Origin of the sequence: Labilithrix sp. (genome assembly GCA_019637155.1) — a bacterium.
Lineage (GTDB): Bacteria > Myxococcota_A > Polyangia > Polyangiales > Polyangiaceae > Labilithrix.
This window is the reverse complement of record JAHBWE010000005.1, coordinates 77,521-99,499: the sequence shown is the minus strand read 5'-3', so window position 1 is coordinate 99,499 and position 21,979 is coordinate 77,521. Positions and strand designations below refer to the sequence as shown.

18 protein-coding genes are annotated in these 21,979 nt (G+C 70.6%); 9 read left to right on the top strand and 9 right to left on the bottom strand.

The window, feature by feature from the left end; genetic code table 11:
* Positions 1-57 precede the first annotated feature (57 nt).
* Positions 58-1,275, bottom strand: coding sequence for an ATP-grasp domain-containing protein (locus KF837_11375; GenBank protein ID MBX3227911.1), 1,218 nt, complete (start codon positions 1,273-1,275; stop codon positions 58-60).
* Positions 1,276-1,327: 52 nt separating this feature from the next.
* The gene (locus tag KF837_11370; GenBank protein ID MBX3227910.1) at positions 1,328-2,047 is read right to left on the bottom strand and encodes a hypothetical protein; all 720 of its coding nucleotides are present in this window, start codon (positions 2,045-2,047) and stop codon (positions 1,328-1,330) included.
* A 390-nt stretch (positions 2,048-2,437) separates the two neighbouring features.
* Between KF837_11370 and KF837_11365 the strand changes: the two genes are divergently transcribed.
* The gene (locus KF837_11365) at positions 2,438-2,662 is read left to right on the top strand and encodes a hypothetical protein (protein ID MBX3227909.1); all 225 of its coding nucleotides are present in this window, start codon (positions 2,438-2,440) and stop codon (positions 2,660-2,662) included.
* Positions 2,663-2,793: 131 nt separating this feature from the next.
* The gene (locus KF837_11360; protein MBX3227908.1) at positions 2,794-4,011 is read left to right on the top strand and encodes an ATP-grasp domain-containing protein; all 1,218 of its coding nucleotides are present in this window, start codon (positions 2,794-2,796) and stop codon (positions 4,009-4,011) included.
* 6 nt (positions 4,012-4,017) lie between these two features.
* Here KF837_11360 and KF837_11355 read toward each other — a convergent pair whose 3' ends face one another.
* Together KF837_11355 and KF837_11350 are read right to left on the bottom strand one after the other, a co-directional pair.
* A complete protein-coding gene (locus KF837_11355; GenBank protein ID MBX3227907.1) occupies positions 4,018-4,596 on the bottom strand; it encodes a C-type lectin domain-containing protein in 579 nt (192 codons plus the stop codon).
* A 125-nt stretch (positions 4,597-4,721) separates the two neighbouring features.
* Positions 4,722-5,240 (bottom strand): periplasmic heavy metal sensor, encoded by a 519-nt coding sequence (locus tag KF837_11350; protein ID MBX3227906.1) that lies wholly within the window; start codon positions 5,238-5,240, stop codon positions 4,722-4,724.
* A 303-nt stretch (positions 5,241-5,543) separates the two neighbouring features.
* Between KF837_11350 and KF837_11345 the strand changes: the two genes are divergently transcribed.
* Positions 5,544-6,563 (top strand): chromosome partitioning protein ParB, encoded by a 1,020-nt coding sequence (locus KF837_11345; GenBank protein ID MBX3227905.1) that lies wholly within the window; start codon positions 5,544-5,546, stop codon positions 6,561-6,563.
* A 687-nt stretch (positions 6,564-7,250) separates the two neighbouring features.
* On the top strand, positions 7,251-7,727 hold the full coding sequence (locus KF837_11340; GenBank protein MBX3227904.1) for a hypothetical protein: 477 nt from the start codon (positions 7,251-7,253) through the stop codon (positions 7,725-7,727).
* Between the two features lie 33 nt (positions 7,728-7,760).
* Here KF837_11340 and KF837_11335 read toward each other — a convergent pair whose 3' ends face one another.
* The 3 genes from KF837_11335 to KF837_11325 all read right to left on the bottom strand — a co-directional run bounded on the left by KF837_11335 (position 7,761) and on the right by KF837_11325 (position 10,707).
* Positions 7,761-8,138: a GFA family protein gene (locus KF837_11335; GenBank protein ID MBX3227903.1), complete on the bottom strand. Its 378-nt coding sequence runs from the start codon at positions 8,136-8,138 to the stop codon at positions 7,761-7,763.
* A gap of 459 nt (positions 8,139-8,597) precedes the next feature.
* Complete coding sequence (locus tag KF837_11330; GenBank protein MBX3227902.1) at positions 8,598-9,662, bottom strand: alpha-ketoacid dehydrogenase subunit beta; 1,065 nt, start codon at positions 9,660-9,662, stop codon at positions 8,598-8,600.
* 1 nt (position 9,663) lies between these two features.
* The gene (locus tag KF837_11325) at positions 9,664-10,707 is read right to left on the bottom strand and encodes a thiamine pyrophosphate-dependent dehydrogenase E1 component subunit alpha (protein MBX3227901.1); all 1,044 of its coding nucleotides are present in this window, start codon (positions 10,705-10,707) and stop codon (positions 9,664-9,666) included.
* Between the two features lie 59 nt (positions 10,708-10,766).
* Between KF837_11325 and KF837_11320 the strand changes: the two genes are divergently transcribed.
* From KF837_11320 to KF837_11310, 3 genes are read left to right on the top strand one after another with little or no spacing between them, the layout of a single operon-like run.
* Positions 10,767-12,035: a serine/threonine protein kinase gene (locus KF837_11320; protein ID MBX3227900.1), complete on the top strand. Its 1,269-nt coding sequence runs from the start codon at positions 10,767-10,769 to the stop codon at positions 12,033-12,035.
* A gap of 36 nt (positions 12,036-12,071) precedes the next feature.
* Positions 12,072-13,199 (top strand): hypothetical protein, encoded by a 1,128-nt coding sequence (locus KF837_11315; GenBank protein MBX3227899.1) that lies wholly within the window; start codon positions 12,072-12,074, stop codon positions 13,197-13,199.
* Between the two features lie 51 nt (positions 13,200-13,250).
* Positions 13,251-16,037, top strand: coding sequence for a 2-oxoglutarate dehydrogenase E1 component (locus KF837_11310; GenBank protein ID MBX3227898.1), 2,787 nt, complete (start codon positions 13,251-13,253; stop codon positions 16,035-16,037).
* A gap of 37 nt (positions 16,038-16,074) precedes the next feature.
* Here KF837_11310 and KF837_11305 read toward each other — a convergent pair whose 3' ends face one another.
* Positions 16,075-16,770 carry a hypothetical protein gene (locus tag KF837_11305; GenBank protein MBX3227897.1) on the bottom strand — a complete coding sequence of 232 codons (696 nt, stop codon included), beginning with the start codon at positions 16,768-16,770 and terminating at the stop codon, positions 16,075-16,077.
* A gap of 8 nt (positions 16,771-16,778) precedes the next feature.
* On the bottom strand, positions 16,779-18,329 hold the full coding sequence (locus tag KF837_11300) for a mechanosensitive ion channel family protein (protein ID MBX3227896.1): 1,551 nt from the start codon (positions 18,327-18,329) through the stop codon (positions 16,779-16,781).
* A 273-nt stretch (positions 18,330-18,602) separates the two neighbouring features.
* On the opposite strand from KF837_11300, the gene KF837_11295 reads away from it, so the two are divergent.
* Positions 18,603-20,435 carry a hypothetical protein gene (locus KF837_11295; GenBank protein MBX3227895.1) on the top strand — a complete coding sequence of 611 codons (1,833 nt, stop codon included), beginning with the start codon at positions 18,603-18,605 and terminating at the stop codon, positions 20,433-20,435.
* A complete protein-coding gene (locus tag KF837_11290; protein MBX3227894.1) occupies positions 20,432-21,973 on the top strand; it encodes a prolipoprotein diacylglyceryl transferase in 1,542 nt (513 codons plus the stop codon). The genes KF837_11295 and KF837_11290 overlap by 4 nt, the downstream gene beginning before the upstream one ends.
* Positions 21,974-21,979 lie beyond the last annotated feature (6 nt).

Sequence of the window (21,979 nt, the reverse complement as noted above, 5' to 3'; positions counted from 1 at the left end):
AACCAAGGGCATCCCCTCGCGGGCCGGAGAATCGCTCCTACCCTGTGCTCCGTCCGTTCAGGCGTAGTGGACTTTGACCGTCTCGATGATCTTCTTCACCATCGCGCGGACGCCGTCGGTCGTCTCGTGGCGGACGATGAAGTAGCCGTCGCCCTCGTAGCTGTCGGACTTCGGCGCGCCGAGGGTCGGGATGCGGTAGTCGACGACGTGTTTGCCCACCGCCTCGCGCGTCTCGCCGATGCCGGAGACGCCGATGACGCGGCCGCGGCCCATGCCGCGGACGAACGCGCAGCCGACGGCGTACTTGCGGTGCCACGGCGCGTCGAGCTCGCCGTCGACGACGGCGCGCGCCCACGCGCGGTAGCAGTCGACGTCGTGCGCGAGGCCCGTCATGCGCGTGATGTTCGCGCCGGGCGGGCGCTGCGCGATCTCGCCGATCGCGAGCGAGCCGTCCGCCTTCTGGAACCACTCCATGTGCGTCATGCCGTTGTCGAGGCCGAGCGCCTCGATCGCGGCGGTGCCCATCTTCGCCGCGGCCTGGTACTCGGGCCGGTCCTCCTCGCGCGGGAGGATGCACGCCCACTGGATCCAGTCGTTCTCGACGACCTCGAGGCAGGTCGGGAGGTAGTCGCTCACCGACCAGACCGCGGGCTTGCCGTTGATCGTGATCGTCTCGAACGAGTGCTCACGGCCGCGGAGCATCTCCTCCGCGAGAACGGGATTTTCGCTCGAAACGTTCATTCCGCGGATGACGTGGAGGAACTCCTCCATCGACTTCACGCGGAACGTCGCCTTCGCGCCCATGCCCGCCGGGGGCTTGAGCACCATCGGGAAGCCGACCTTCTCCGCGAAGCCCTTCGCGTCCGCCTCGCTCGTGACGAGGCAGTGCTGCGCGCACGGGAGGCCCGCCGCGCGGAGCGCGTTCTTCATCGCCGCCTTGTCGCGGAAGAGCTCCGCCACCTCCGGCCGCGTGCCGGGGACGCCGTACTTCGCGCGCGCGGTCGCGATCTGGACCATGAGCGCCTCGAGGATGCCGATGATGCGGTACGGCTCGCCGTAGCGGCGGCGGAGCACCTCCACGCCGTCGAGGACGTCGCGCACGTCGAGCGGCTGCGTGACGCGGACGACGTCGTGATAGAGCTTCGCGTCCGCGCCGTCGGGCGGCGTGTGCACGAGGCCGAGCAGCCGAACGTCCGCGAGCTTCGACGTCGCGCGCACGAAGCGCATGGTCGTTTCGATCGGGAAAGGCGCGACGAAGATGACGTTCCTGGGCATGGGGCGCGCGAGCATGGCCCGCGCGGCGCCGGGGCGTCAACACCTCACCACCTCAACGGCGGTGAGCGACAGGGACCGGCGGCGGCGTCACGCACAGCGGAAGCGGCGTGCCCGTCGCGCCGGCGCAGAGCTGCGAGCGGATCGTGAGCTGCCCCTCTCCTTGGGCCGCCCCCGCGCCGCTCCAGCGGATCTCGACGTCGTCGCTCGTTCCCGGCGCGAGCTCGTCCCCCTCCGGCTCGACCTGGAGGCGGCCGTCGCCCGCGAGCACGTAGTCGATGCAGGCCTTCACGTTCCCGTCGTTCCGGACGATGAGCGACGTGTCGATCGGACGGTCGAACGTCACCGACGTCTTCGAGAGGTTCAAGACCACGCCGTTGACCTTGACGGTCAGCTTGATCGTCTTCGTCGCCGCCGCGGCGGCGGGAGAGAGGATCTTCACCTCGAGGTCCGAGGTGTACGTGCCCGGCGTGGCGGTCGGCTTCAGGCCCACCGCGATCTCGCGCGTGGCGGGGGTCGTGCCGGTCGCGGCCGGCACGGTGCCGTCGGGGACCGTGAGCGTGAACGGCGCCGTCTCCGGCACGGTGGCGCTGAAGACGACGGGCTCCGCGGTGGAGTAGTTCGAGATCGTGATCGGCGCGCTGGCCGGCGTCGTGTTGCAAGGGACGGCGCCGAGGTCGAGCGTCGCCGGGTTGACGAGCACGTCCTGGTTGACGCGATGGGCCTTCGCCGCGAGCGCGGGCGCGCCCCCGCACAGCGGCGTGCTCGTCGACAAGGTCCCCGTCGTCTCGATCGGCGAGCCCGCCGCCCCGCCTTCAGCGCGACGAGCGCCGGCACGGTGCCGCCAGCCGGCACCGCGAGCGCGGACGGGAACGTGAAGTCGGCGCTCACGCCCTCGAAGGCGGTGATCGTGGCGTCGACGTCGCCGGTGTTCTGAACGACGATCGGGATCGGCGGCGGCGTGGTCTCGCGCCGGACCTGGCCGAAGTCGACCACCGCGGGAGCGATGGTGAGGCGCGCGCCGTGCGTCGTCGCGCGGAGCGGAACGGAGACCCGCTCCTCGCCCGCGATGAGCACGAGGTCCGCCGTCGTCGTGCCCGGGAGCGCCTGCGTCGCGGCGAGGCGCACGGCGCCGGTCTGACCGGGAGCGACGTCGAGGCGGAGCTTGCCGCCGGTCGCGCCTTCGATCGTGAAGGTGCCGTCGCCGCCGACGCTCGCGTCGATCGCGAGCGGCGCCGCGGTCGGGTTGGTGACGGTGACGGCGGTGGTCTTCGTCTCGCCGCACTGCGCCTCGGAGAACGTCACCGCCGCGGGCGCGACCACGAACGACGCGCCGCCGTCGGCCCCGTCCGCGCCGCCGTCGTTCTCGACCGCGGGATCGATGACGTAGGCGTCGAGGCCGATCACCGGCGCACACGCGACGAGCGCACCGGCGACGATCCACGCCGGACGGAAGGAGCGCAGTCCCACCCATCGAGCGTACCCCATCCGCCCCTTGGGCGTGATAGGACGGCGCACGCCATGAAGGTCGTGTTCCTCTCCCCCGTCTACCCGCCCGAGATGATCGAGTACACGCGCGGCCTCGCCGAGGTCGGCGCGGAGGTCTACGGCGTGGGCGACACGCCCTTCGAGGCCCTCCCCGCCCGCGTGCGGCCGCACCTCCACGACTACCTCCGCGTCCCGCGCATCATGGCGGAGGACGACGTGATGGACCGCGTCAGCGCGTGGATGCGCGGCAAGACGGTGGACCGCGTCCTCACGAACTGGGAGCCGCTCGTCATCCTCGCCGCGCGCCTCCGCGAGCGCTGGGGCGTCCCGGGCATGAGCGTCGACACGGTGACCGGCTTCCGCGACAAGCAGCTGATGAAGGAGCGCGTCGCGGCGGCGGGGCTCCGCGTGCCGAAGTCGCGCCGCGTCGCGACCGAGAGCGAGGTCCGCGCGGCGGCGGAGGAGATCGGCTATCCGCTCATCCTCAAGCCGATCGCGGGCGCGGGCAGCGCGGACACGTACAAGGTCACGAGCGACAAGGAGCTCGAGGCGGCGATGAAGTCGATGCGCGGCGTGCCGGAGGCGAGCTGCGAGGAGTACGTCGCGGGCGAAGAGTTCACCTACGACACGGTCTGCGTCGACGGCGTGCCCGCGTACGAGAACGTGGCGCAGTACCTGCCGAAGCCGCTCGAGATGCGCACGCTCGAGTGGGTCAGCCCCGTCATCATCACGGTGCGTGACCTCCAGCAGAAGAAGATCCGGACCGGCATCGAGCTCGGTCGCAAGGTGCTGAAGGCCCTGAACATGGGCTCGGGCTTCACGCACATGGAGTGGTTTTACACCGCGAAGGGCGAGGCGGTGTTCGGCGAGATCGGCTGCCGGCCCGGCGGGGCGCACCTCGTCGATCAGATGAACTACACCTCGGACATCGATCTGTTCCGCGAGTGGGCGCGCGCGTGCGTGCACGGCGAGATCGCGGCGAAGGGGCCGCGCAAGTACAACACCGGCATCGTCTTCAAGCGCGCGATGGGCCAGGGCCGCATCACGCGCATCGAGGGCCTCGGCGCGTGGCTGCGCGAGTGCGGCGCGTGGGTCTGCGAGGAGAAGCTCCTCCGCCCCGGCACGCCGCGCCGCAACTGGAAGCACACGCTGCTCTCGGACGGCCACGTCATCGTGCGCCACCCGGAGTGGGACGAGGCGCACCGCATGTCGTTCGCCGCGGCGACGGGCATCCGCATGTTCGCGGAGTGAGCGGGGTCAGCGGTCGCGCTCGCACAGCGCGGCGAGCGGGGCCGTGCACGTGAGGTCGCCCCAGTCGAAGGGCTCGTTCGGGTACATGCGCGCGCACTGGTGCCCGCCGTTCGGATCGGGCGGGCGCCAGGCGATGAAGGTGACGGGGTCTTTGGACAGCCAGCCGAAGCCGTCCGGATCGTTCACGCGCTCCGGCGGCGCGACGAAGCCGATCCATTGATCGACGCCGCCGCCGGCGTCGGCGACGAACGCGTTCTCCTCCGCGCTGCGGATCGTCACGAGGTGCATGCCCGCGTCCTCGCACGCGAGGCGCTGCTCGGGCTGCGATCGCTGCTCGCGCAAGCGGAGGTAGCAGCGGCCGAACGCGACGATCGCCGCGTCGCCTTCGCACGGCGCGAGCGGGCTCGCCGCGTCGGCCGCGTGGACCGCGTCGGCGTCCGCGTCCGCTCCCGGCGCGGCGGGCGCGTCCGGGACGAACGCGTCGACGACCACGCTCGCGTCGTCGCCGGAGCCCGGCGCCTCGAAGACAGCGGTGCCGACGAGATCGAGCCCACACGCCGTCGCAGCAGCGCACACCGCAGCCACGGCGACACCAGCAACGACGCGACGCACCACACGACCATCCTACGAAAGCCGACGCGCCACGTCTTCCCGCTCAGCCGGCCCGCGGCCGGTGCGTCGCTCAGGCGGGGCCGCGGCTGGTGCGTCGTTCAGACGGCTGCGTCGCGGTAGGGGCCGCCCCAGCGGGCGCGGAAGCGTGGGCCGCGGGCGAGGAGCTCGGCGAGGCGTTCGCGCTGGTGTGCGTCGAGGACGGCGTGGATGCGGCGGAGCGTGGCGGCGAGGGCCTCCTTCACCTTGCCGGTCGCGTCCTCCGCGGTCGCGCTCGCCTCGACGAGCGCGCTCTCGTCGAACGCCTCGGCGCCGACCGCCTTCGCGAGGTGCTCGCGCGCTCCCTTCAGGCCCTCCTTCGCGGCGCGCGCCTGCGTCTGGAAGTCCTCGATCGCGGATCGGATCTCGCGCTCCTGTCCCGGCGTCGTGTCGAGCCGCGCGAAGACGGCGCGGAGCCAGAAGCTCCCGCCCGGACCGCGACGCCAGCGCGCGCCGCCGCGAGGCCCACACGCATAACCACCGCCGCCGAAGCGCGCGTAGTGCCGCCGGAAGAGGAAGCGCCGCACGAGCGCGACGACACCGATCACACCTGCCGCAATGCCGATCCCACAGAGAGCCATTCGTTACCTCACCTTCGTAACGAACCGATGCCGCGAGCCCGGGCGGAGGTCGCGCGGGGACCGGTAAAGAACCGTAAAGGAGTGTGTGGCTCAGGGGCTCGACGCGTCGCGCTCGCACACCGCGGCGAGGAGCTGGCTGCACGGCCGGTCGACCCATTGCGGCTGCCGACCAGCTCGAGCCGACCAGCTCGAGCCCACGCGCCGCGAGCGCGAGCGCGGGCACGACTATCCGGATGCGGCAGAGAGCCCGATGCGTCACCAGATCGGTCGTAGCACCAACGCTCGTGGTGGTAAGACCGGCGCGTGGCAGCCACGAAGAAGAAGGCGGCGTCGCGCGCGGCGCCGAAGCGGACACCGCGGAAACAGAAGGCCGACTCGGCGGGGCTCGAGCCGCTCGCGTGCCGCGTCGACGAGGGCGATCCCGCGCTCGCGCCGCTCGAGGCGATCATCGAGGCCGAGGGCGGGCTCGTGGTCGGCCGCTACAAGGATCCGCTCGGCGGGCATCCGCTCGTCGCCGCGATCCTGCCGGTCGGGAAGATCGAGCCGACGCCGTTCCAGCGCGACCTCAGCGACACGCATCACAAGCGGCTCGCCGACGTGATCCAGAAGACGGGTCGCTTCCTCGATCCGCTCATCGCGATCACGTCGCCGAAGCACGCGCCCGGGAAGAAGAAGAGCGGCGAGAGCGACGCCGGGTTCTGGACCCCGAATGGACGCCACCGCCTCGAGGCGATGCGCCGCCTCGGCGCGAGGGCGATCACGGCGCTTGTCGTCCCCACGCGCGAGGTCGCGTGGCAGATCCTCGCGCTCAACACCGAGAAGGCGCACAACCTGAAGGAGCGCGCTCTCGAGGTTATTCGCATTTATCGCGGTCTACTCGAAGAAGACGATTCGCTCTCCGAGAAGGGCTTCGCGTTCTACCTCGAGGATCCCGCGCTCGTGACGCTCGGCGTCTGCTACGAGAAGAACCCGCGCTTCGCCGGCGGGGCGTACCACCCGGTCCTCCGCCGCGTCGAGGAGTTCAGCGAGCGACCGATCAAGGAGGCGATCGCGGAGCACGAGCGCCTCGCCGCGCTCACGCTCGAGGTCGAGGCGCAGGTCGCCACCGCGGTGCAGCGGCTCCGCGAGAAGGGCCTCGTGAGCCCGTACCTCCGGAGCTTCGTCGTCGCGCGCGTGAACCCGCTCCGCTGGATCCAGGGCGACCTCCCGCCCGCGGACAAGGTGCTGACCCAGATGCGCGACCGCGCCGCGAAGTTCAACGTGGACAAGGTCAAACAGGACGACCTCGCGCGCATGGGCGGCGGCGTCCCCGACGAGGAGTAAGACCCGACGAAATGCGTCGCCTCGTCCGAGGCGAGACCTTCGCGCCAGCGGCGCCCGAGCCATCGAGGAGCCGCAGCGCGAGGACGACGCCACGCGACCGAGCCAATAGAGGAGACGCAGGGCGAGGCGGAGAGCAGCGACGCGCGGGCCGAGGTCATCGAGAGACGCGAGGCCACGGCGGCGACCTGCGACCCGCGCCAGCGAGATCATCGAGGGACGCGAGGCCACGGCGGCGAGCTGCGACGCGCGTACGAGCTATTCGGGAGGCGCGAGGCGACGGCAGCGACCGCGACCGCGCTTGCCATTCGACGAGACGTGAGGCGACGGCGGCGAGCGGTGACGCGCGGGCTGGGTTGCGCGTCGTGGGTCCTGGGGTGCGCGAGCTTCGAGGTTTTGGGCTCAGTCTGGACGTGGAGGTGCGTGCGGGCCGCAGCTGCGGCGGCGGGAGCTCATCGAAGGCGAAGAGCAGGCAGCGTCCAAATCGCGCACCGTGATCATCGACGGTGTCGGGTGGGGCCAGGGTGAGCAACCGCGGCACCACCAGGCGGGGCGCTGCCCGGCGGGATGACCCACGATCACTGACCTGCAACCACCCCGCGGAGCCTATGCGGGCCTGTTGTTCGCGAGAGAAAAACTGAAGTAACTTTGAATCGGATGCTGGCCCGGGGCGTGCAGGACCATCGAACCGTGATGATGGGACTCGCGAAGACCGCCGTTCTCGGTTTCGCGGCCTGTTTCGCCTTGCTGGCCTGCGAGGCCGAGCAGCCGGAGGCCTTCCAGGGCCCGGTGAAGACCGGCAAGTCCACCAAGGACAAAGACAAGGACGACGACAAGCCGTCGAAGGGCTCGACCTCGACGTCGTCGTCCGACGACGATCCGGAGCCGTCGAGCACGACGCAGGCGCAGACGACCCCCGTGGACGCGGGGCCGAAGTTCCCGGACTGCACCGGCACCAATACGCTCCAGGCCTGCCTCACCTGCTGCGATCAGGGCGGCGTCTACCAGGCCTTCTACACGAAGGCGGTCGCCTGCAACTTCGAGCCGACGTGCAAGAACGCGGCGTCGCAGGAGTGCTTCGCGAACGCGACCTGCACCAACTCGGACCAGTGCATGGCGGCGAACGGCTGCTGGAACAAGCCCGACCCCGAGGGCGACGCAGAGTAGTGACCGGTCCGCGTGACCGGTCCGCGTGACCAGTCAACGGATCCGCTCGACGCTCGCTTCCCACTCCAGACCGTGGAACCGCTCGACGCGGAGCGACGGCCGTAGCGCCTCGAAGTCGTCGAGGCACCGCGCGTTCACGTCGACCCCGTCGGGGTGCGACCGCGGCGTGTAAAACGCGTGTACTCCGCACGTACTGCAGAACGTGTGCTTCGCGACGCCGGTGTTGAACGTGTACGTCGTGAGCGCGTCCGCGCCCGCGAGCAGCGTGAAGGCCTCCTTCGTCACGATGACGTGAAGGAACCCCTTCTTCGTGCAGATGGAGCAGTCACAGTCGTGGACCGGCGCGCCCTCGTCGAACGTCACGCGGAAGCGAACGCGCCCGCAATGACACCCGCCCTCTCGAGAGATCATCTTCGTCCCATAGCAGCGCGCTCGCCCGACGGGGGGCTGGGTGGTGGACTCGGGGATGGTGCCGTGGCTGGGATGCAGGCGCGATGCGGAGCGAAAGGCAGATCCTCGCGACGCCGCATACCGAAGACATCACCGCGCGCTGGAGAGTCGTGCGCGCCTAAAGAAAAACGCACGTAGTCACCACATCACACCAGGGTCCGGGCGGCCGCATCGGGCCGGGCCACGCCAGGGTCCGGGCGGGCGGCCGCGTCGACCCGGGGCCCCAGAAGCGGCCGCGAATGCGGGCGCGTAGCGCCCCGAGCGCAAAGCGCGAGGGCCGTGTCGGGGGTGGGGTGTCGGGGCAAAGCCCCGACGTTGAGAAGGGCCCCAGAAGCGGCCGCGAATGCGGGCGCGTAGCGCCCCGAGCGCGCAGCGCGAGGGCCGTGTCTGGGGTGGGGGTGTCGGGGGCGAAGCCCCCGACTATGGAACCTGCTTCGCGAGGTCCTTGAGCGCCTGCTTGACCTTGTCCTTGGTCGGGACGCTGGCGTGTTCGAGGTTGTCGGCGAGGCCGATGCCGGGGACGTGGGCGCCGGCGAGGAGCGCGGGCGGGGCCCAGAGCTCGTAGAAGAGCTCCTCGACGATGCGGCGGACGAGGTGCTCGCCGAAGTTCGTGATCTCCGTGTCCTCGTTGAGGCAGAGGACGCGGTGCGTCTTCTTCACGCTCGCCTTGATCGCCGTCCAGTCGTACGGGTGCAGCGAACGAAGGTCGATCACCTCGACCTCGACGGACTCCTCGCGCGCGAGCTCGTCGGCGGCGGCGAGCGCCATCGGGACGTTGCGGCCGTAGGTGAGGACCGTGACGTGCTGGCCCGCGCGCGCGGTGCGGGCCTCGCCGATCGGGATGAAGAGGTCGTCGAGCTTCGGCCACTCGGGCTGCCACTTCGAGCGATCGCCGAGCGGCGCGTCGATCATCTTCGAGAGCGCCTTGTCGTCGCCGGGCTCGCCCGGGATCTCCTCGCCCGGGCGCGCCTTCGCGCGGAGGAGCGCCTTCGGCTTCAGGAAGAAGACCGGGTTCGGGTCCACGATCGCCGAGAGGAGGAGGCCGTACGCGTCGCGCGGGTTCGACGGCATCACGATCTTCCAGCCGGGGATGCGCGTCGCCTGCGCGTCGAACGAGTGCGAGTGGTAGATGCTGCCGCGGATGCCGGCGCCGACCGGCGTCATCAGCACCATCGGGACGTTCCAGTCGCCGGCCGACGACCAGTACGTGTTGCCCGCGATCTTGAGGAGGTCGACGGTGTTGAACGCATAGTCGCAGAACTGGATCTCGGCGACCGGCTTGCGGCCCGCGAGCGCGAGGCCGATCGCCATCCCGACGATGCCGCGCTCGTCGAGCGGCGAGTTCCACGCCGTCTTGAGGCCCTGCGTCGCGGTGAAGACGCCGCCGAGCGGCGGGCCCACGTCCTCGCCGAAGATGTCCGTCACCCCGAGCCGGCTCTCGCCGACGTGGAGCGCCATCCGGATCGCCTGGACCATCGTCGCCATGTCAGCCCTCTCCTGCGACGTGGTTCTTCGCCGCGAACACGTGGTCCCAGATCGACTCGCCCGCCGGCTGCGGCTCCTCGCGGACGCGCTTCGAGGCCTCGAGCAGCTCTTGCGTGTATTTTGCACGCATCTCGTCCATCTCCGCGCGCGTCTTGAGCTTCCGCTCCTCGAGCTTCTTCTCCCAGCTCGCGAGGCAGTCGAGCTCGTCCTTCACGAAGTTCGCGCCCGACGCGCTCGAGTGGCCGTTCAGGCGTGAGACCATCGCCTCGAGGAGGTAGGGCTTGCGCTCGGTGCGGACGTAGTCGATCGCCTTCTTGAGGCCCCAGTACGCGCTCTCGACGTCGTTGCCGTCGATCGTCGCGGTCTGCATCCCGAACGCCTTGCCGCGATCGGAGATGCGGACCTCGCCGTGCTGGCCCTCGTACGGCGTGGAAATCCCGTATTTGTTGTTCGTCACGATGATGAGGATCGGCAGCTCCGTGCCCTTGCGCGACGACCACACGAGGCAGGTCGCGAAGTCGCCCTCGGCCGTGCCGGCGTCGCCGCCCTGGACGATCGTGATCCCCTTCGAGCCCGCCGCGCGCTGCGCGAGCGCGGTGCCGGGTGCGATCGAATACTGCACCTCGATCGGCGAGCTGATCGGCGCGACGTTCCACTTCCGCGCCGAGTAGTGGCCCGCGAAGTTGCGGCCCCGCGAGTACGGATCGGTCGCGGTGTTCTTCATCTGCCGGAGCGAGTCGACCGGATCGGCGCCGAGCGCGAGGAGCGTAGCGCTCGAGCGGTAGTGGAGGTGCAGGTAGTCGTGCTGGATCCCCTGCCCCTTGTCGACGAGGAGGCCGAGCGGGACGTTGAACGCCTCCTCGCCCGGGCCGCCGATCCAGAAATACCCGTCACCTTGCCGATACATGGTGATGAGGCGGTCCTCGAGGACGCGCGCCTTCAGCATGAGATCATGAATCTTCAGCGCGAGATCGGGCGCGAGCTCTTTCGCGCCCGAGCCGCCGGGCGTGGCCGAGGAGGACGAGGTCTCGAAGGACGTGGACATCGGGGACGCGTTCTAGCGCGAGTGGCATGTCGAAAGCCACCCTGGTACGGTCGGGCGCGGTGGGTCTCTCGGAAGGCGCAAAGCTCGAGCGCTACGAGATCGTCCGCCTGGTCGGGCGTGGCGGGATGGGCGAGGTCTATCACGCGATCGACACGCGCCTGCGACGGCCCGTCGCCTTGAAGGTGCTGCGAAACGACACGGACCAGAGCTGGGAGACCGGGACCGGCGGCGTCGCGCGCCTCATGCGCGAGGCCCAGGCCGCCGCCGCGCTGAACCATCCCAACTCGGTCGCGATCTACGAGCTCGGCGAGGCCGACGGCGTCCACTTCATCGCGATGGAGCTCGTGAGCGGCGAGTCCTTGCGGAGCCACACGAAGAACCCGCTCACCACGCTCGAGACGAAGGTCGGCTGGCTCGTCGACGCGGCGCGCGCGCTGTGGGCCGCGCATCGGGCCGGCATCATCCATCGCGACATCAAGCCGGCGAACATCATGGTCTCGGACGAGGGCACGGTGAAGGTGCTCGACTTCGGCCTCGCGAAGCCGCTGCCGGAGGGCGCGCAGTCGGCCCCGAACCCGCACAGCTTCCAGACCAACTTCGGCCAGGTCCTCGGCACCCCGCGCTACATGGCGCCGGAGCAGCTCGTCGGCGAGACGCCCGACGGCCGGTCCGATCAGTTCCAGTTCGGGCTCACCGCCTACGAGCTGCTCTCGGGCGAATACGCGGGCGGGCCGCTCGTGCTCGAGGTCATGCCGCTCCACAAGATGAAGCCGGAGATCCCGATCGAGCTCTCCGACGTGGTGATGCGGATGCTGAAGCAGGAGCGACAGGAGCGCTTCGCCACGATGGACGAGGTCGCGCAGGCGCTCGCGCGGTGCCTCCCGCTCGTCGCGCCGCAGGAGAAGACGGAGCGGTTCAAGCCGTTCGACGACGAGACCATCCGCCAGGTCGGCGCGCCGGTCACGGCGGAGATGCTCGCGCCGAAGGACATCCCGCTCCGCACCGTGAACGGCAAGGCGGTCGGCACGGTGAAGATGGCGACGCCGGTCGGCCCGATGACGCCGCTGCCGATGCCGTCGGCCGCCGCGCCCGGGCCGCCGCGGCCCGCGCCGAACCCGAAGAGCGTGACCGCGCCGTTCAGCGCGCCCGTCCCGCCGACGTCGGCGGTGCCGGTGCCGCCGTCGTTCCGCGCGAGCCGCGTGAGCGTCCCCTTCCCCGTCCCCGCGCCGCCGCCGAAGAACGACAACGTCGTGTGGATCGCGATCGGCGTCGGCGTGCTCACCTTCGCGATCGTGGTCGGGGGGCTCCTCGCGCTTTTCCTGCGCTGAGCGCGTCAACTCGACTACGATTCGGGCCCAAGCGCGATGAGTGACGAGCTCCTGTTGCCGCAGGTACCCGAGCCGAAGCCGGAGGATCCCGAGGACGTCTCGTGGGCCCTCTCGACCGCCGAGGCGATGTGGGCGCGCGGCGATCACTCCGAGGGCGTGAAGTGGGTGCGGCGCGCGGCCGAAGCCGCGGCCGACGCGGAGGACGACGCGCGCTCGCTCGAGCTCGCGAAGGCGGCCGCCGACCTCGCGAGCATGCTGACGAAGCGGCAGAGCCGCGCCTCGATCCACATCGACGACGACGAGCTCGTCGCCGACGAGCCGCCGCCTCCGCCGAAGCCGCCGACGGCGAAGCCCGCGCCGCCGAAGCCCGCGCCGAAGCCGGTCGGCGCGCCGGCGTCGATCACGAAGCAGGTCTCCACCCCGAGCCGCCCGCCCGCGCCGCTCCCGTCGAAGACCTCGCAGCCGCCGCCGGCGATGGGCAAAGGCAAGCCGCTCGGCACGAACACGCCGAAGTCGATCCCGCCGCCGAAGATGACGGCGAAGAGCGAGAAGCGGAAGTCGAAGGCGAACCTCGAGAACGAGGCGCGCGCGGCCTTCGCGGCGCCGGACACGTCGCCCGATCCGATCTCCGACACGTCGGAGGCGCCGGTGATCGAGCAGCCGGTGATGCGCCGGAGCCGCCCCGAGCTCGGGAGCAACGATCCTACGTTCGTCGGCAGCGTCGCCGACGTGATCAAGAAGAAGGCCGAGTCGCAGGCCGACGACGGCGCGTGGGAAGGCGAAGACAAGAGCGCGGCGGAGTGGGACGCGTCGCCGACGCAGAACCTCACCGGCGACGAGCTCGGCTTCCCGATCCCGAACATGCCGGACGCGCGCAAGACCTCGGTCCAGCTCGCGCCCGACTTCAAGGCGACCGTCGCCGCGATGCCGAAGCCGAACACCAAGTCGGCGGCGACCTCGACCGCGTCGTCGCGGGCGGTGGAGCCGCACGATCCCGGCATCACGACGACGCAGGCGGTGCGGGTCGTGGTGTGGCGCGACGGCAACGGGGTCCACGTGGCGCCCGCCGGCACCGTCGTCTCTGCGATCACGGTCGACGCGGTCCTGGTCGCGCTCGACGCGAACGCGGATCTCACCGCTTGGCTGACGCAGAAAGGGCGCTAAGAAGCCCTACGACTCAGATTTCAGCGTTCCTTGTGGTAGGAAGGGCCTTCCATGGCGTTCGACGATTTCGGCATCAACGCAGGCTTCGTCGAGGACCTGCACGCGCAATATCGGCAGAGTCCTCAGTCGGTCGAGGAGCACTGGCGGAGCTACTTCGCCTCGCTCGACAACGGCGGCGCGGTCGCGAGGCCGGCGCACACCAACGGCGGGACGAACGGCGCCGCCGCGCACGCGTACACGAACGGCGCGAACGCGCTCGCGAGCGTCGTCCGTGACGACCAGCACGCCGCGGCCGCGATCGCGAGCCGGGTGCAGCAGCTCGTCAACGCGTACCGCGTGCGCGGCCACCTCTTCGCGCGCATCGACCCGCTCGGCCAGGCGCCCGTCGCCGCGCCGGAGCTCGAGCTCTCGCACTTCGATCTGACCGAGGCCGACTACGACGTCGAGTTCCCGACGGTGGGCATCGGCGGCATGCCGACGCGCGCGACGCTGCGGCAGATCATCGATCACCTCTCCGAGACGTACTGCGGCTCGATCGGCGTCGAGTACACGCACGTCGAGGAGCCGGAGGCGCGCGACTGGCTCCAGAACGCGATGGAGTCGTCGCGGAACAAGGCGAAGCTCGACAACGCGGAGTGCGTCCGCATCCTCAAGCACCTCACCGACGCGGAGATCTTCGAGCAGTTCGTGCACAAGAACTTCCTCGGCGCGAAGCGGTTCTCGTGCGAGGGCGCCGAGAGCATGATCGCGATGCTCGATCTCCTGATCGAGTACGCCGCCGCCGGCGGCTGCCAGGAGATCGTCATCGGCATGGCCCACCGCGGCCGCCTGAACGTGCTCGCGAACGTCCTCAACAAGAACGTGCGCGAGATCTTCGCCGCCTTCACCGACTCGAACCCGGAGCGGAACCTCGGCCGCGGCGACGTGAAGTACCACCTCGGCGAGTCGATGGACCGCCCCACCACCTCGGGCAACACCGTCCACCTCACCCTCGCGTTCAACCCTAGCCACCTCGAGTTCGTGAACGCCGTCGTCGAGGGGCGCGTCCGCGCGAAGCAGGACCGCCGCAAGCGCCTCAACGTGATGCCGCTCCTCATCCACGGCGACGCGGCGTTCATCGGCCAGGGCGTCGTGCCGGAGACGTTGAACCTCGCCGGCCTCGAGGGCTACGCGACCGGCGGCACGGTCCACCTCGTCGTGAACAACCAGATCGGCTTCACGACGATCCCGCAGGACTCGCGCTCGACGCGCTACTGCACCGACATCACGCGGATGATGAAGGTGCCTGTTTTCCACGTCAACGGCGAAGACCCCGAAGCGGTGATCCAGGTCACGCGCCTCGCGACGGAGTTCCGCCAGCGGTTCGGCAAGGACGTCGTCATCGACATGCTCTGCTACCGCAAGTACGGGCACAACGAGGGCGACGAGCCGCGCTTCACGCAGCCGGTCATGTACAAGCTGATCGACAAGAAGCCGACCGTGCGCGAGGTCTACGTGAAGAAGCTGGTCGAGAGCGGCCAGCTCACGCAGGTAGAGGGCGATCAGCTCAAGGCCGACCGCCACGCCGCGCTCGCGCAGGCGCTCGAGGAGACGAAGAAGGGCGACTTCAACAAGCCGCCGAAGGCGATGGGCGGCGTCTGGGCGCCGTACATCGGCGGGCCCGACAAGAACGTCGAGGACGTCGCGACGAAGGTGCCGAAGGAGGTCCTCGTCGATCTCGCCGCGCGCCTCGCGACGATCCCGCCGAGCTTCAACGTGAACGAGAAGGTGCAGCGGCTCGTGATCGAGCCGCGGCGCGAGCGCGTCACGAAGGGCGAGCCGTTCGACTGGGGCACCGGCGAGGCGATGGCGTTCGCGACGCTCGTGAACGAGGGCCGCTCGGTCCGCATCACGGGGCAGGACGCGCGGCGCGGGACGTTCACCCACCGCCACGCGACGCTCTTCGACTCGGTCACCGGCGAGCGCTACACGCCGCTCCAGCACCTCGGCGCGGGCAAGTTCGAGATCCACGACTCTCCCCTCTCCGAAGCGGGCGTCCTCGGCTTCGAGTACGGCTACAGCCTCGACAAGCCCGACACGCTCGTCATCTGGGAGGCGCAGTTCGGCGACTTCGCGAACGGCGCGCAGGTGATCATCGACCAGTTCATCGCCTCGGGCGAGGACAAGTGGATGCGCCTCTCCGGCCTCACGCTCCTCCTCCCGCACGGCTACGAGGGCCAGGGTCCGGAGCACTCGAGCGCGCGCATCGAGCGGTTCCTCCAGCTCGCGGCGTCGGACAACATCCAGGTCTGCAACCTCACCACGCCGGCGCAGCTGTTCCACTGCCTCCGCCGGCAGGTGCTCCGTCCGTGGCGCAAGCCCCTCGTCATCTTCACGCCGAAGAGCCTCCTCCGGCACAAGGAGGCGGTCTCGACGACGGACGACCTCGCGAACGGCCGCTTCCAGCGCGTCATCCCCGACGCCGCGACCGATCCGGCGAAGGTGAAGCGCGTGCTCCTCTGCACGGGCAAGGTCTACTACGACCTCCTCGACGCGCGGCGGAAGCTCGGGCGCCAGGACGTCGCGATCGTGCGCCTCGAGCAGCTCTATCCGCTGAACCAGGAGCTCACCGAGGTCCTCGCGGCGTACAAGGACGGCACGCGGCTCGTGTGGGTCCAGGAGGAGCCCCGCAACGCGGGCTCGTGGTACTTCCTGAACGCGAACCTCGTCGCCACGATCGGCGAGCGGCTCCCGCTCAGCGTCGTCTCGCGCCCCGCCGCCGCGAGCCCGGCCACGGGCAGCAAGGCGAGCCACGACCTCGAGCAGAAGCGCCTGATCGAAGAGGCCTTCGCGGGCTGAGCTTGTCTCGTTCGAGAGGGCGGGCCCCGAGTCTTTTTCACGTGTCGTCGAGCGTGATTTTCGAGACCTTCAGCACGCCGCGGAGTACGTAGTCGAGATAGGTTTCGTTGCCCTCTTGCCAGAGGACGAATGGGGCGCGGGTTCGGCCGTCGGGTCCGAACGGAGCGAGGAGCTCCACTGGGCCGAGGAGCGGGAGCTCGTGGAGCGACACGAGCGGCGGGATCGCGCTCTCCTCCTCGAAGCGCGCGACCTCGAAGTCGTCGAACGCCTGGATCGCGCCGCGGTGGCGATCGAGGTCGAGGTGCGCGAGCGGCAAGAGCTCCCAGCCTGCGTCGACGAGGACGGGGAAAATGTCGTCCTCTCCGCCCTCGTCGAAGGGGAGCGCGGCGGCGTCGACCTTCACGTCGATGCGTGAGAGGTGGGCGCGCAGGCGGGACGCGGCGGCGCGATCGGGGCCCCAGAAGGCGCGGAGGACGGCGGCGAGCTCGGCCTCGGTGGCCTTGCGCCAGAGGCGTTCGTCCTTCGAGGCGAGGTCGATCACGCCGTCGGCGCCGGCGTTGATGACGCGCTTTGCCCATTCGGCCGCCTCCGGGATGGAGTCGTCCGCGGCGGCGTCGACGGCGAAGGCGTGGACGAGGAGGAGCCGGCTCGCGACGTAGCGATGCTGGCCGAGGGCGCGGACGAAGCGGAGGAGCTCCTCACCGGCGCGGGTTCCGATCTCGAAGCCGATCATGCGTGGGCTCACATGCTGAAGAAGCTTCGGATCTGCTTCAAGATCCGATCGCGCTCGTTCGCCTCGAGCTTCTTCATCGAGGTCTCGTCGAGGCCCTCGCGCACGCCGACGAGCTCCGTGCGCTGGTGCGCGAGCCGCTCCGAGAGCTCCTGCGCGATCTCGGGGCGCTCGAGGAGGACGCGCTCGAAGGTCGCCCGGTCGAGGCGGAAGCACGCGACGTCCGTCACCGCCACGACGTCGGCCGTGCGCGGCTCGCCCGTGATCAGCCCCATCTCTCCGAAGACGTCGGGCGCGGTCAGCTTCGTCAGCGTCGTCGTGCGCTCCGACATGGGGCCGGGGCCGTCGGGATCGAACCGCGTGCGGATCTCGACCGTGCCCTCGGCGAGGATGTAGAGCCAGTGCGCGACGGCGCCCTGGCGGGTGCAGACCTCGCCCGGGGTGTAGATCACGTGGCCGAGGCCTTCGGCGAGGGTCTCGATCTCCTCGTCGGTGAGGGAGCGGAAGAGCGGGACGCTGCGGAGCGCGTTCACCCTCGCCTCGTGGCGCTCCGTCCGCTTCCGCTGCTTGCGCGCGTCGTCCTCGACCTGGACCCACATCGTGTTGGCGGGCATCGCGAACGGGATGTCCGCGCGCCGGAGCGCGGTGAACACGCGCGTGCGCACGAGCGAGCCGGTGCCGTCGGTCGCGCCCATGTCGTTGACCCAGTAGCGCACGCCGTAGGTCGCGAAGCTCTGCGGCTGCTGGCCGGGCTCGCGACCGAAGTCGATGCAGACGCAGTTCGCGACCGGATCGCGCGCGACGTTCGGGATCGACGCGTTGACGAGGGCCGCGTTCACCGCGTCGATCACCTTCGACGGCGCATAGCGGAAGTCGACGTTGAAGTAGAGCCACATCCGCTGCGGCGTCGGCTTCCCGTCCCGCTTGCCGAGGAGCATGATGTTGTTCGCGAGCAAGAGCGCGTTCGGGACGATGATCGTCGACCAGTCGCGCGTCTCGAGGACGGTGTGCCGCCAGCGCACCGCGCGCACCTTGCCTTGTTTGCCGTCGGCGAGCTGGACCCAGTCGCCCTCCTTGATCGATCCGTCGAGCTGCAGCGCGACGCCACCGAGGATGTTGCCGAGGGTGCTCTGGAGCGAGATCGCGAGCACGGCGCTGACGACGGCGGCGGACGCGAGCGCGCCGCTGGGGTTCAGGCCGTGGGTGGAGAGGACGCCGAGGGTCGAGCCGATGTACCCGACGCCGACGAGGAGATCGCTCGCGATCATCGGGAGCATGACCCCGGCCGCGGGCAAGAGCACCGCGAAGATGCCGGTCGACCCGAGGTTCACGAGCGTGAAGGCCTTGAGGAGCTCGCTCGCGACGAGCGCGCGCGTGGCCCACGTGTCCTCTCCGAGCGCCGCCAGCCCGTGGTGCAACCCGAGCGCGGCGACGTGAAGCAGGAACAGGATGACGAGGCGACGGATCTGCTGCCGCTGGGCAGGCCGAAACCGATTGACGAGCCCCGCCACGACGACGATCGCCGCGAACAGCCCGAGGCCCCAGGTCAGATCGCCTCGCATGAAGCGCGCGATCAAGCACCACCCGGCCACCCTGCGTCAACCCGCTGGTTGAGACCGCCGATGAGTATCCCGTTTCGCCCCTTATGGTGCGTATAGGGATACGCGTCGCAGGGTGATTTCGGGGATTTTCGTGTGGGGTACGGGGGGAACGTCGCTTGCAGCTCAGCCGTGGTAGCCCCCGCGTGTCGAGCGAGGGCGAAGCGGAGGGCGAACGCAGTGAAGTCCGAGGAACGGGCATGTCATCACCACGCACCGCCGCGGCCGCGGCTCCGCATGCTCGGGGTCGCGCTCGCGATCGCCGGCGCGCTCCTCGCCGTGCTCGCGGGCTGCGCCGACGACGCGGACACGCCTCCTTACGAGGAGCTCTCGCTCCGCGACGCGCTCCGCGCCGACCCGGCGTCGATCGCGTCGATGCCGGAGCCCGCGCGGAAGACGCTCGCGGAGCGGCTCGAGCGCGCCTCCATCGCGTCGACGTCCGAGCCCGCGCAGAAGGCGCCCGCCGAGCGGCTCGAGCAGCGCGGCGCGGGAGAGGACCGCGTCGCGCTCGATCCGTCGCGCCTCTCGGCGAAGGAGATCGTCGCCGCGATCGACGCGCAGCGCGAGTCGCTGCCCGCCGACGCGCTCCCGCTCGCGATCGTCGAGCTCGAGGACGACGCGGTGAAGGTGCGCCCCGCGCCGCGCCCGCGCGACGCCGCCGAAGGCGCGCACGCGTCGCCGACGCTCGAGGGGAAAGGCGCGCTCGCGTTGCCGACGCTCGAGGGGGAGGCGGCGGCCGAGGCGACGCGCGCGCTGGAGGAGCGGGCGCTTCGCGGCAAGACCGCGGACGCGCTGCGCGCGATGCTCGAGGAGTCGGGCGCGACGCACCTCGTCCGCGTCACCGGGTGGCCGGCCGGCGCGGTCGCGGTGGACGACACGATCTACGTCAACGCGGCGTGGCTCGTCGCGAACGCGAGCCGCGAGGTCGACGGCGTGGGCGGGGAGCCGGCGCCGCCCGTCGCGATCGTCGCGCCGGGCGTCGCGCCGGCGACGTTCCGCGGGAACCCGTACTCGACGTACACGACGCTCGCGAGCTGCGTCGCCGACGTCGCGGCGCGCTGCGATGACTGCCGCACCAACGGAGCGTGCGACGAGGACGCGACGCTCGACTTCTCCGACGGACGCGCGGAGTGCCTCTTCCTGCTCGAAGACCGCGCGCGGATCGACCAGCTCTGCGTGCTCGCGCTCGCGAGCATCGTCACGGTGCAGGAGTGCGTGAAGAAGGAGGGGTGCGTCCCGCCGACCGGCGCGACGACGCAGAGCGCGCTCGGCGCCGCGATCCCGTTCCTGGAGAAAGAGGCGTGCGTGCGCGCGCTGAACCTCTGCCTCTCCGGCGTCGACGAGCGCAAGGAGGCGCCGCCGAGCACGCGCAGCAACGACATCCGCGTCGAGGGCTGCAGCAATCCCTTCTCCTCGTGCTCCTCCTTCTACGAGGGCTGCAGCAAGGCCTGCGAGCAAGGGAAGTGCAACGGCCGGAGCGGTCCTTCCTGCTCCTCGTGCTCGGGGTGCACCACGTGCTCGGGCTGCGACTCGAGCACGCGCACCGGTAAGAAGAGCGGCTACGGCAGCACCGGCACCGGCGTACCGCCGCCCGTCGGCGGCACGAGCTCGGGGGGCACGTCGTCGTCCGGCGGTACGTCGTCGGGGGACACGTCGTCGTCAGGGGGTACTTCGTCGGGGGGTACTTCGTCGTCCGGCGGTACGTCGTCGGGGGATACGTCGTCGTCAGGGGGTACTTCGTCCGGTGGTACGTCCTCCGGCGGTACGTCGTCGGGCGGCAGCAGCGGATCTTCCGGGAGCAGCGGGTCCTCCGGGAGCAGCGGCTCGTCGTCGAGCGGATGCGGGAGCAGCAAGCGATCGTCGTCGTCGGGGTCTTCGTCGAGCAGCAGCAACTGCGGGAGCTGCAACGACGGAAGCTGCAACTGCGGCGGGAGCAACTGCAACAACTGCGAGGAGGCCCCGCAGAAGGGCGAGCTGCCGATCGGGGCGATGATGCCGCTCTTCTGGCTCGCGCTCCCAGTCATGTTCCTCGGCAAGCGCGCGCGGCGCGTGAAGGTGGTGGCGCGATGAAGCCCGTGCTCGTCCTCTGGCTCGTGCGTCACGGTTGGCCGGAGTCGCTCGCGCCCGACTACGCGATGATGGTCGGCCTCGCGACGCTCCTCGGCTCGGTGCTGGTCCTGCGCCAGGCGGAGCGCGACGGCGCGCGCGTCCACGTGCAGGCGCGCGCCATCGTCTGCGCGTATTTCGGCGCGCTCGTCGGGGGCTACCTCTTCGAGTGGATCCGCGCGGTCCCCGACGCGATCCACGCGCACTCGTTCGCGCCGATCGCGTTCGCGGGGCGCGCCGCGTACGGCGGGCTCATCTTCGGCGCGCTCGCGCCGGCGGTGTACCTGCGCCGCCGCGGCGACACGTTCCTCGACTTTCTCGATCGCGCGACGCTCGGCATGGGCATCGTGTTCGCGTGCGTCCGCTTCGGGTGTTTCCTCGAAGGCTGCGACTACGGGCGGCCGACCGCCTCGGTCCTGGGGGTGCGCTTCCCCGCGGGGAGCATCGCGGCCGAGGCGCACGCGCTCGCGGGGTGGGTCCCCGCCGGAGCGCCGAGCCTCCCCGTGCACGCGACGGAGCTCTACGAGTCCGCGGTCGGCCTCCTCGCGACGTGCGCGGCGCTCGTGCCGCTCCGCCGTGGCCGTCGCGACGGCGCCGCGTTCGCGACCTGGCTCGTCGTCTACGCGATCGGCCGCTTCCTCATCGAGCTCCTCCGCGGCGACGTCGAGCGTGGCCGCTACGCGATGCTCAGCACCGCGCAGTGGGTGTCGGTCGCGATCCTCGCCGGCATCTTCTTCGTCACGCTCGCGCGCCGCCGCCGCCTCGTCGTCGCCGCGGCCGCCGCCGCCGCGACGATGACGGCCCTCGTCGTCGCGCCGTCGACCGCGAACGCGCAAGAGCCGAAGCCGGCGCCCCTGAAGCCCGCGACGGCGGAAGAGGCGCTCCCGACGACGCAGGCGCCCGCGCCCGTGCCCGCTTCCGCGACGGGCGAGCCGGCGGCCGCGACCGCGACGGGCGAGCCGGCGGCCGCGACTGCGACGGGCGGGCCGGCGGCGGCCGCCGCCGACCAGGCGGTCGCGCCGAAGCCGGCCGACGCGGCCGTGGAGTCGCCGAAGCGCGTGACGGCGCGCCTCAACCTCGCGTCGTCCGCGACGATCGCTCGCCCCGACGTGCCGAGCGGATGGGCCCTCGAGCTCGACGTGCTCTATCGTTTGCGGCTCTCGGAGAAATCGCGGATCGACGTCGGCGTCGAAGGTCGCCGCTACGTGAACGTCGAGGCGACCCACTGGTCGATCGGCGTCGCCGCCGATCTCGTGCTCATCGGCGGCAAGCACTTCGAGCTCCTCTTCACGTTCGTGCCGCATCACACGTGGTTCGACTTCGAGAGCGAGTTCTTCACCGACACGAACGCGTACGGCCTCCGCTACGGCGTCGGCGCGCAGTTCCCGTTCGGACCGGTCCTCTTCGGCCTCACGCCGCTCGCCTTCACGACGACGAGCTCCACGACCGTCGGCGTCATCTCGCAATACGAGCCGCGCCTCTGGGCCGGCGCCTCGTTCTGACGCCCG

Excerpts from the sequence above, each read along its gene's own strand:
- KF837_11330 (MBX3227902.1), bottom strand. The coding sequence starts at position 9,662 with ATGGCGACGATGGTCCAGGCGATCCGGATGGCGCTCCACGTCGGCGAG.
- KF837_11290 (MBX3227894.1), top strand. The coding sequence starts at position 20,432 with ATGAAGCCCGTGCTCGTCCTCTGGCTCGTGCGTCACGGTTGGCCGGAG.
- KF837_11295 (MBX3227895.1), top strand. The coding sequence starts at position 18,603 with ATGCTCGGGGTCGCGCTCGCGATCGCCGGCGCGCTCCTCGCCGTGCTC.
- KF837_11360 (MBX3227908.1), top strand. The coding sequence starts at position 2,794 with ATGAAGGTCGTGTTCCTCTCCCCCGTCTACCCGCCCGAGATGATCGAG.
- KF837_11350 (MBX3227906.1), bottom strand. The coding sequence starts at position 5,240 with ATGGCTCTCTGTGGGATCGGCATTGCGGCAGGTGTGATCGGTGTCGTC.
- KF837_11335 (MBX3227903.1), bottom strand. The coding sequence starts at position 8,138 with ATGATCTCTCGAGAGGGCGGGTGTCATTGCGGGCGCGTTCGCTTCCGC.
- KF837_11310 (MBX3227898.1), top strand. The coding sequence starts at position 13,251 with ATGGCGTTCGACGATTTCGGCATCAACGCAGGCTTCGTCGAGGACCTG.
- KF837_11300 (MBX3227896.1), bottom strand. The coding sequence starts at position 18,329 with ATGCGAGGCGATCTGACCTGGGGCCTCGGGCTGTTCGCGGCGATCGTC.
- KF837_11325 (MBX3227901.1), bottom strand. The coding sequence starts at position 10,707 with ATGTCCACGTCCTTCGAGACCTCGTCCTCCTCGGCCACGCCCGGCGGC.
- KF837_11315 (MBX3227899.1), top strand. The coding sequence starts at position 12,072 with ATGAGTGACGAGCTCCTGTTGCCGCAGGTACCCGAGCCGAAGCCGGAG.
- KF837_11375 (MBX3227911.1), bottom strand. The coding sequence starts at position 1,275 with ATGCCCAGGAACGTCATCTTCGTCGCGCCTTTCCCGATCGAAACGACC.
- KF837_11305 (MBX3227897.1), bottom strand. The coding sequence starts at position 16,770 with ATGATCGGCTTCGAGATCGGAACCCGCGCCGGTGAGGAGCTCCTCCGC.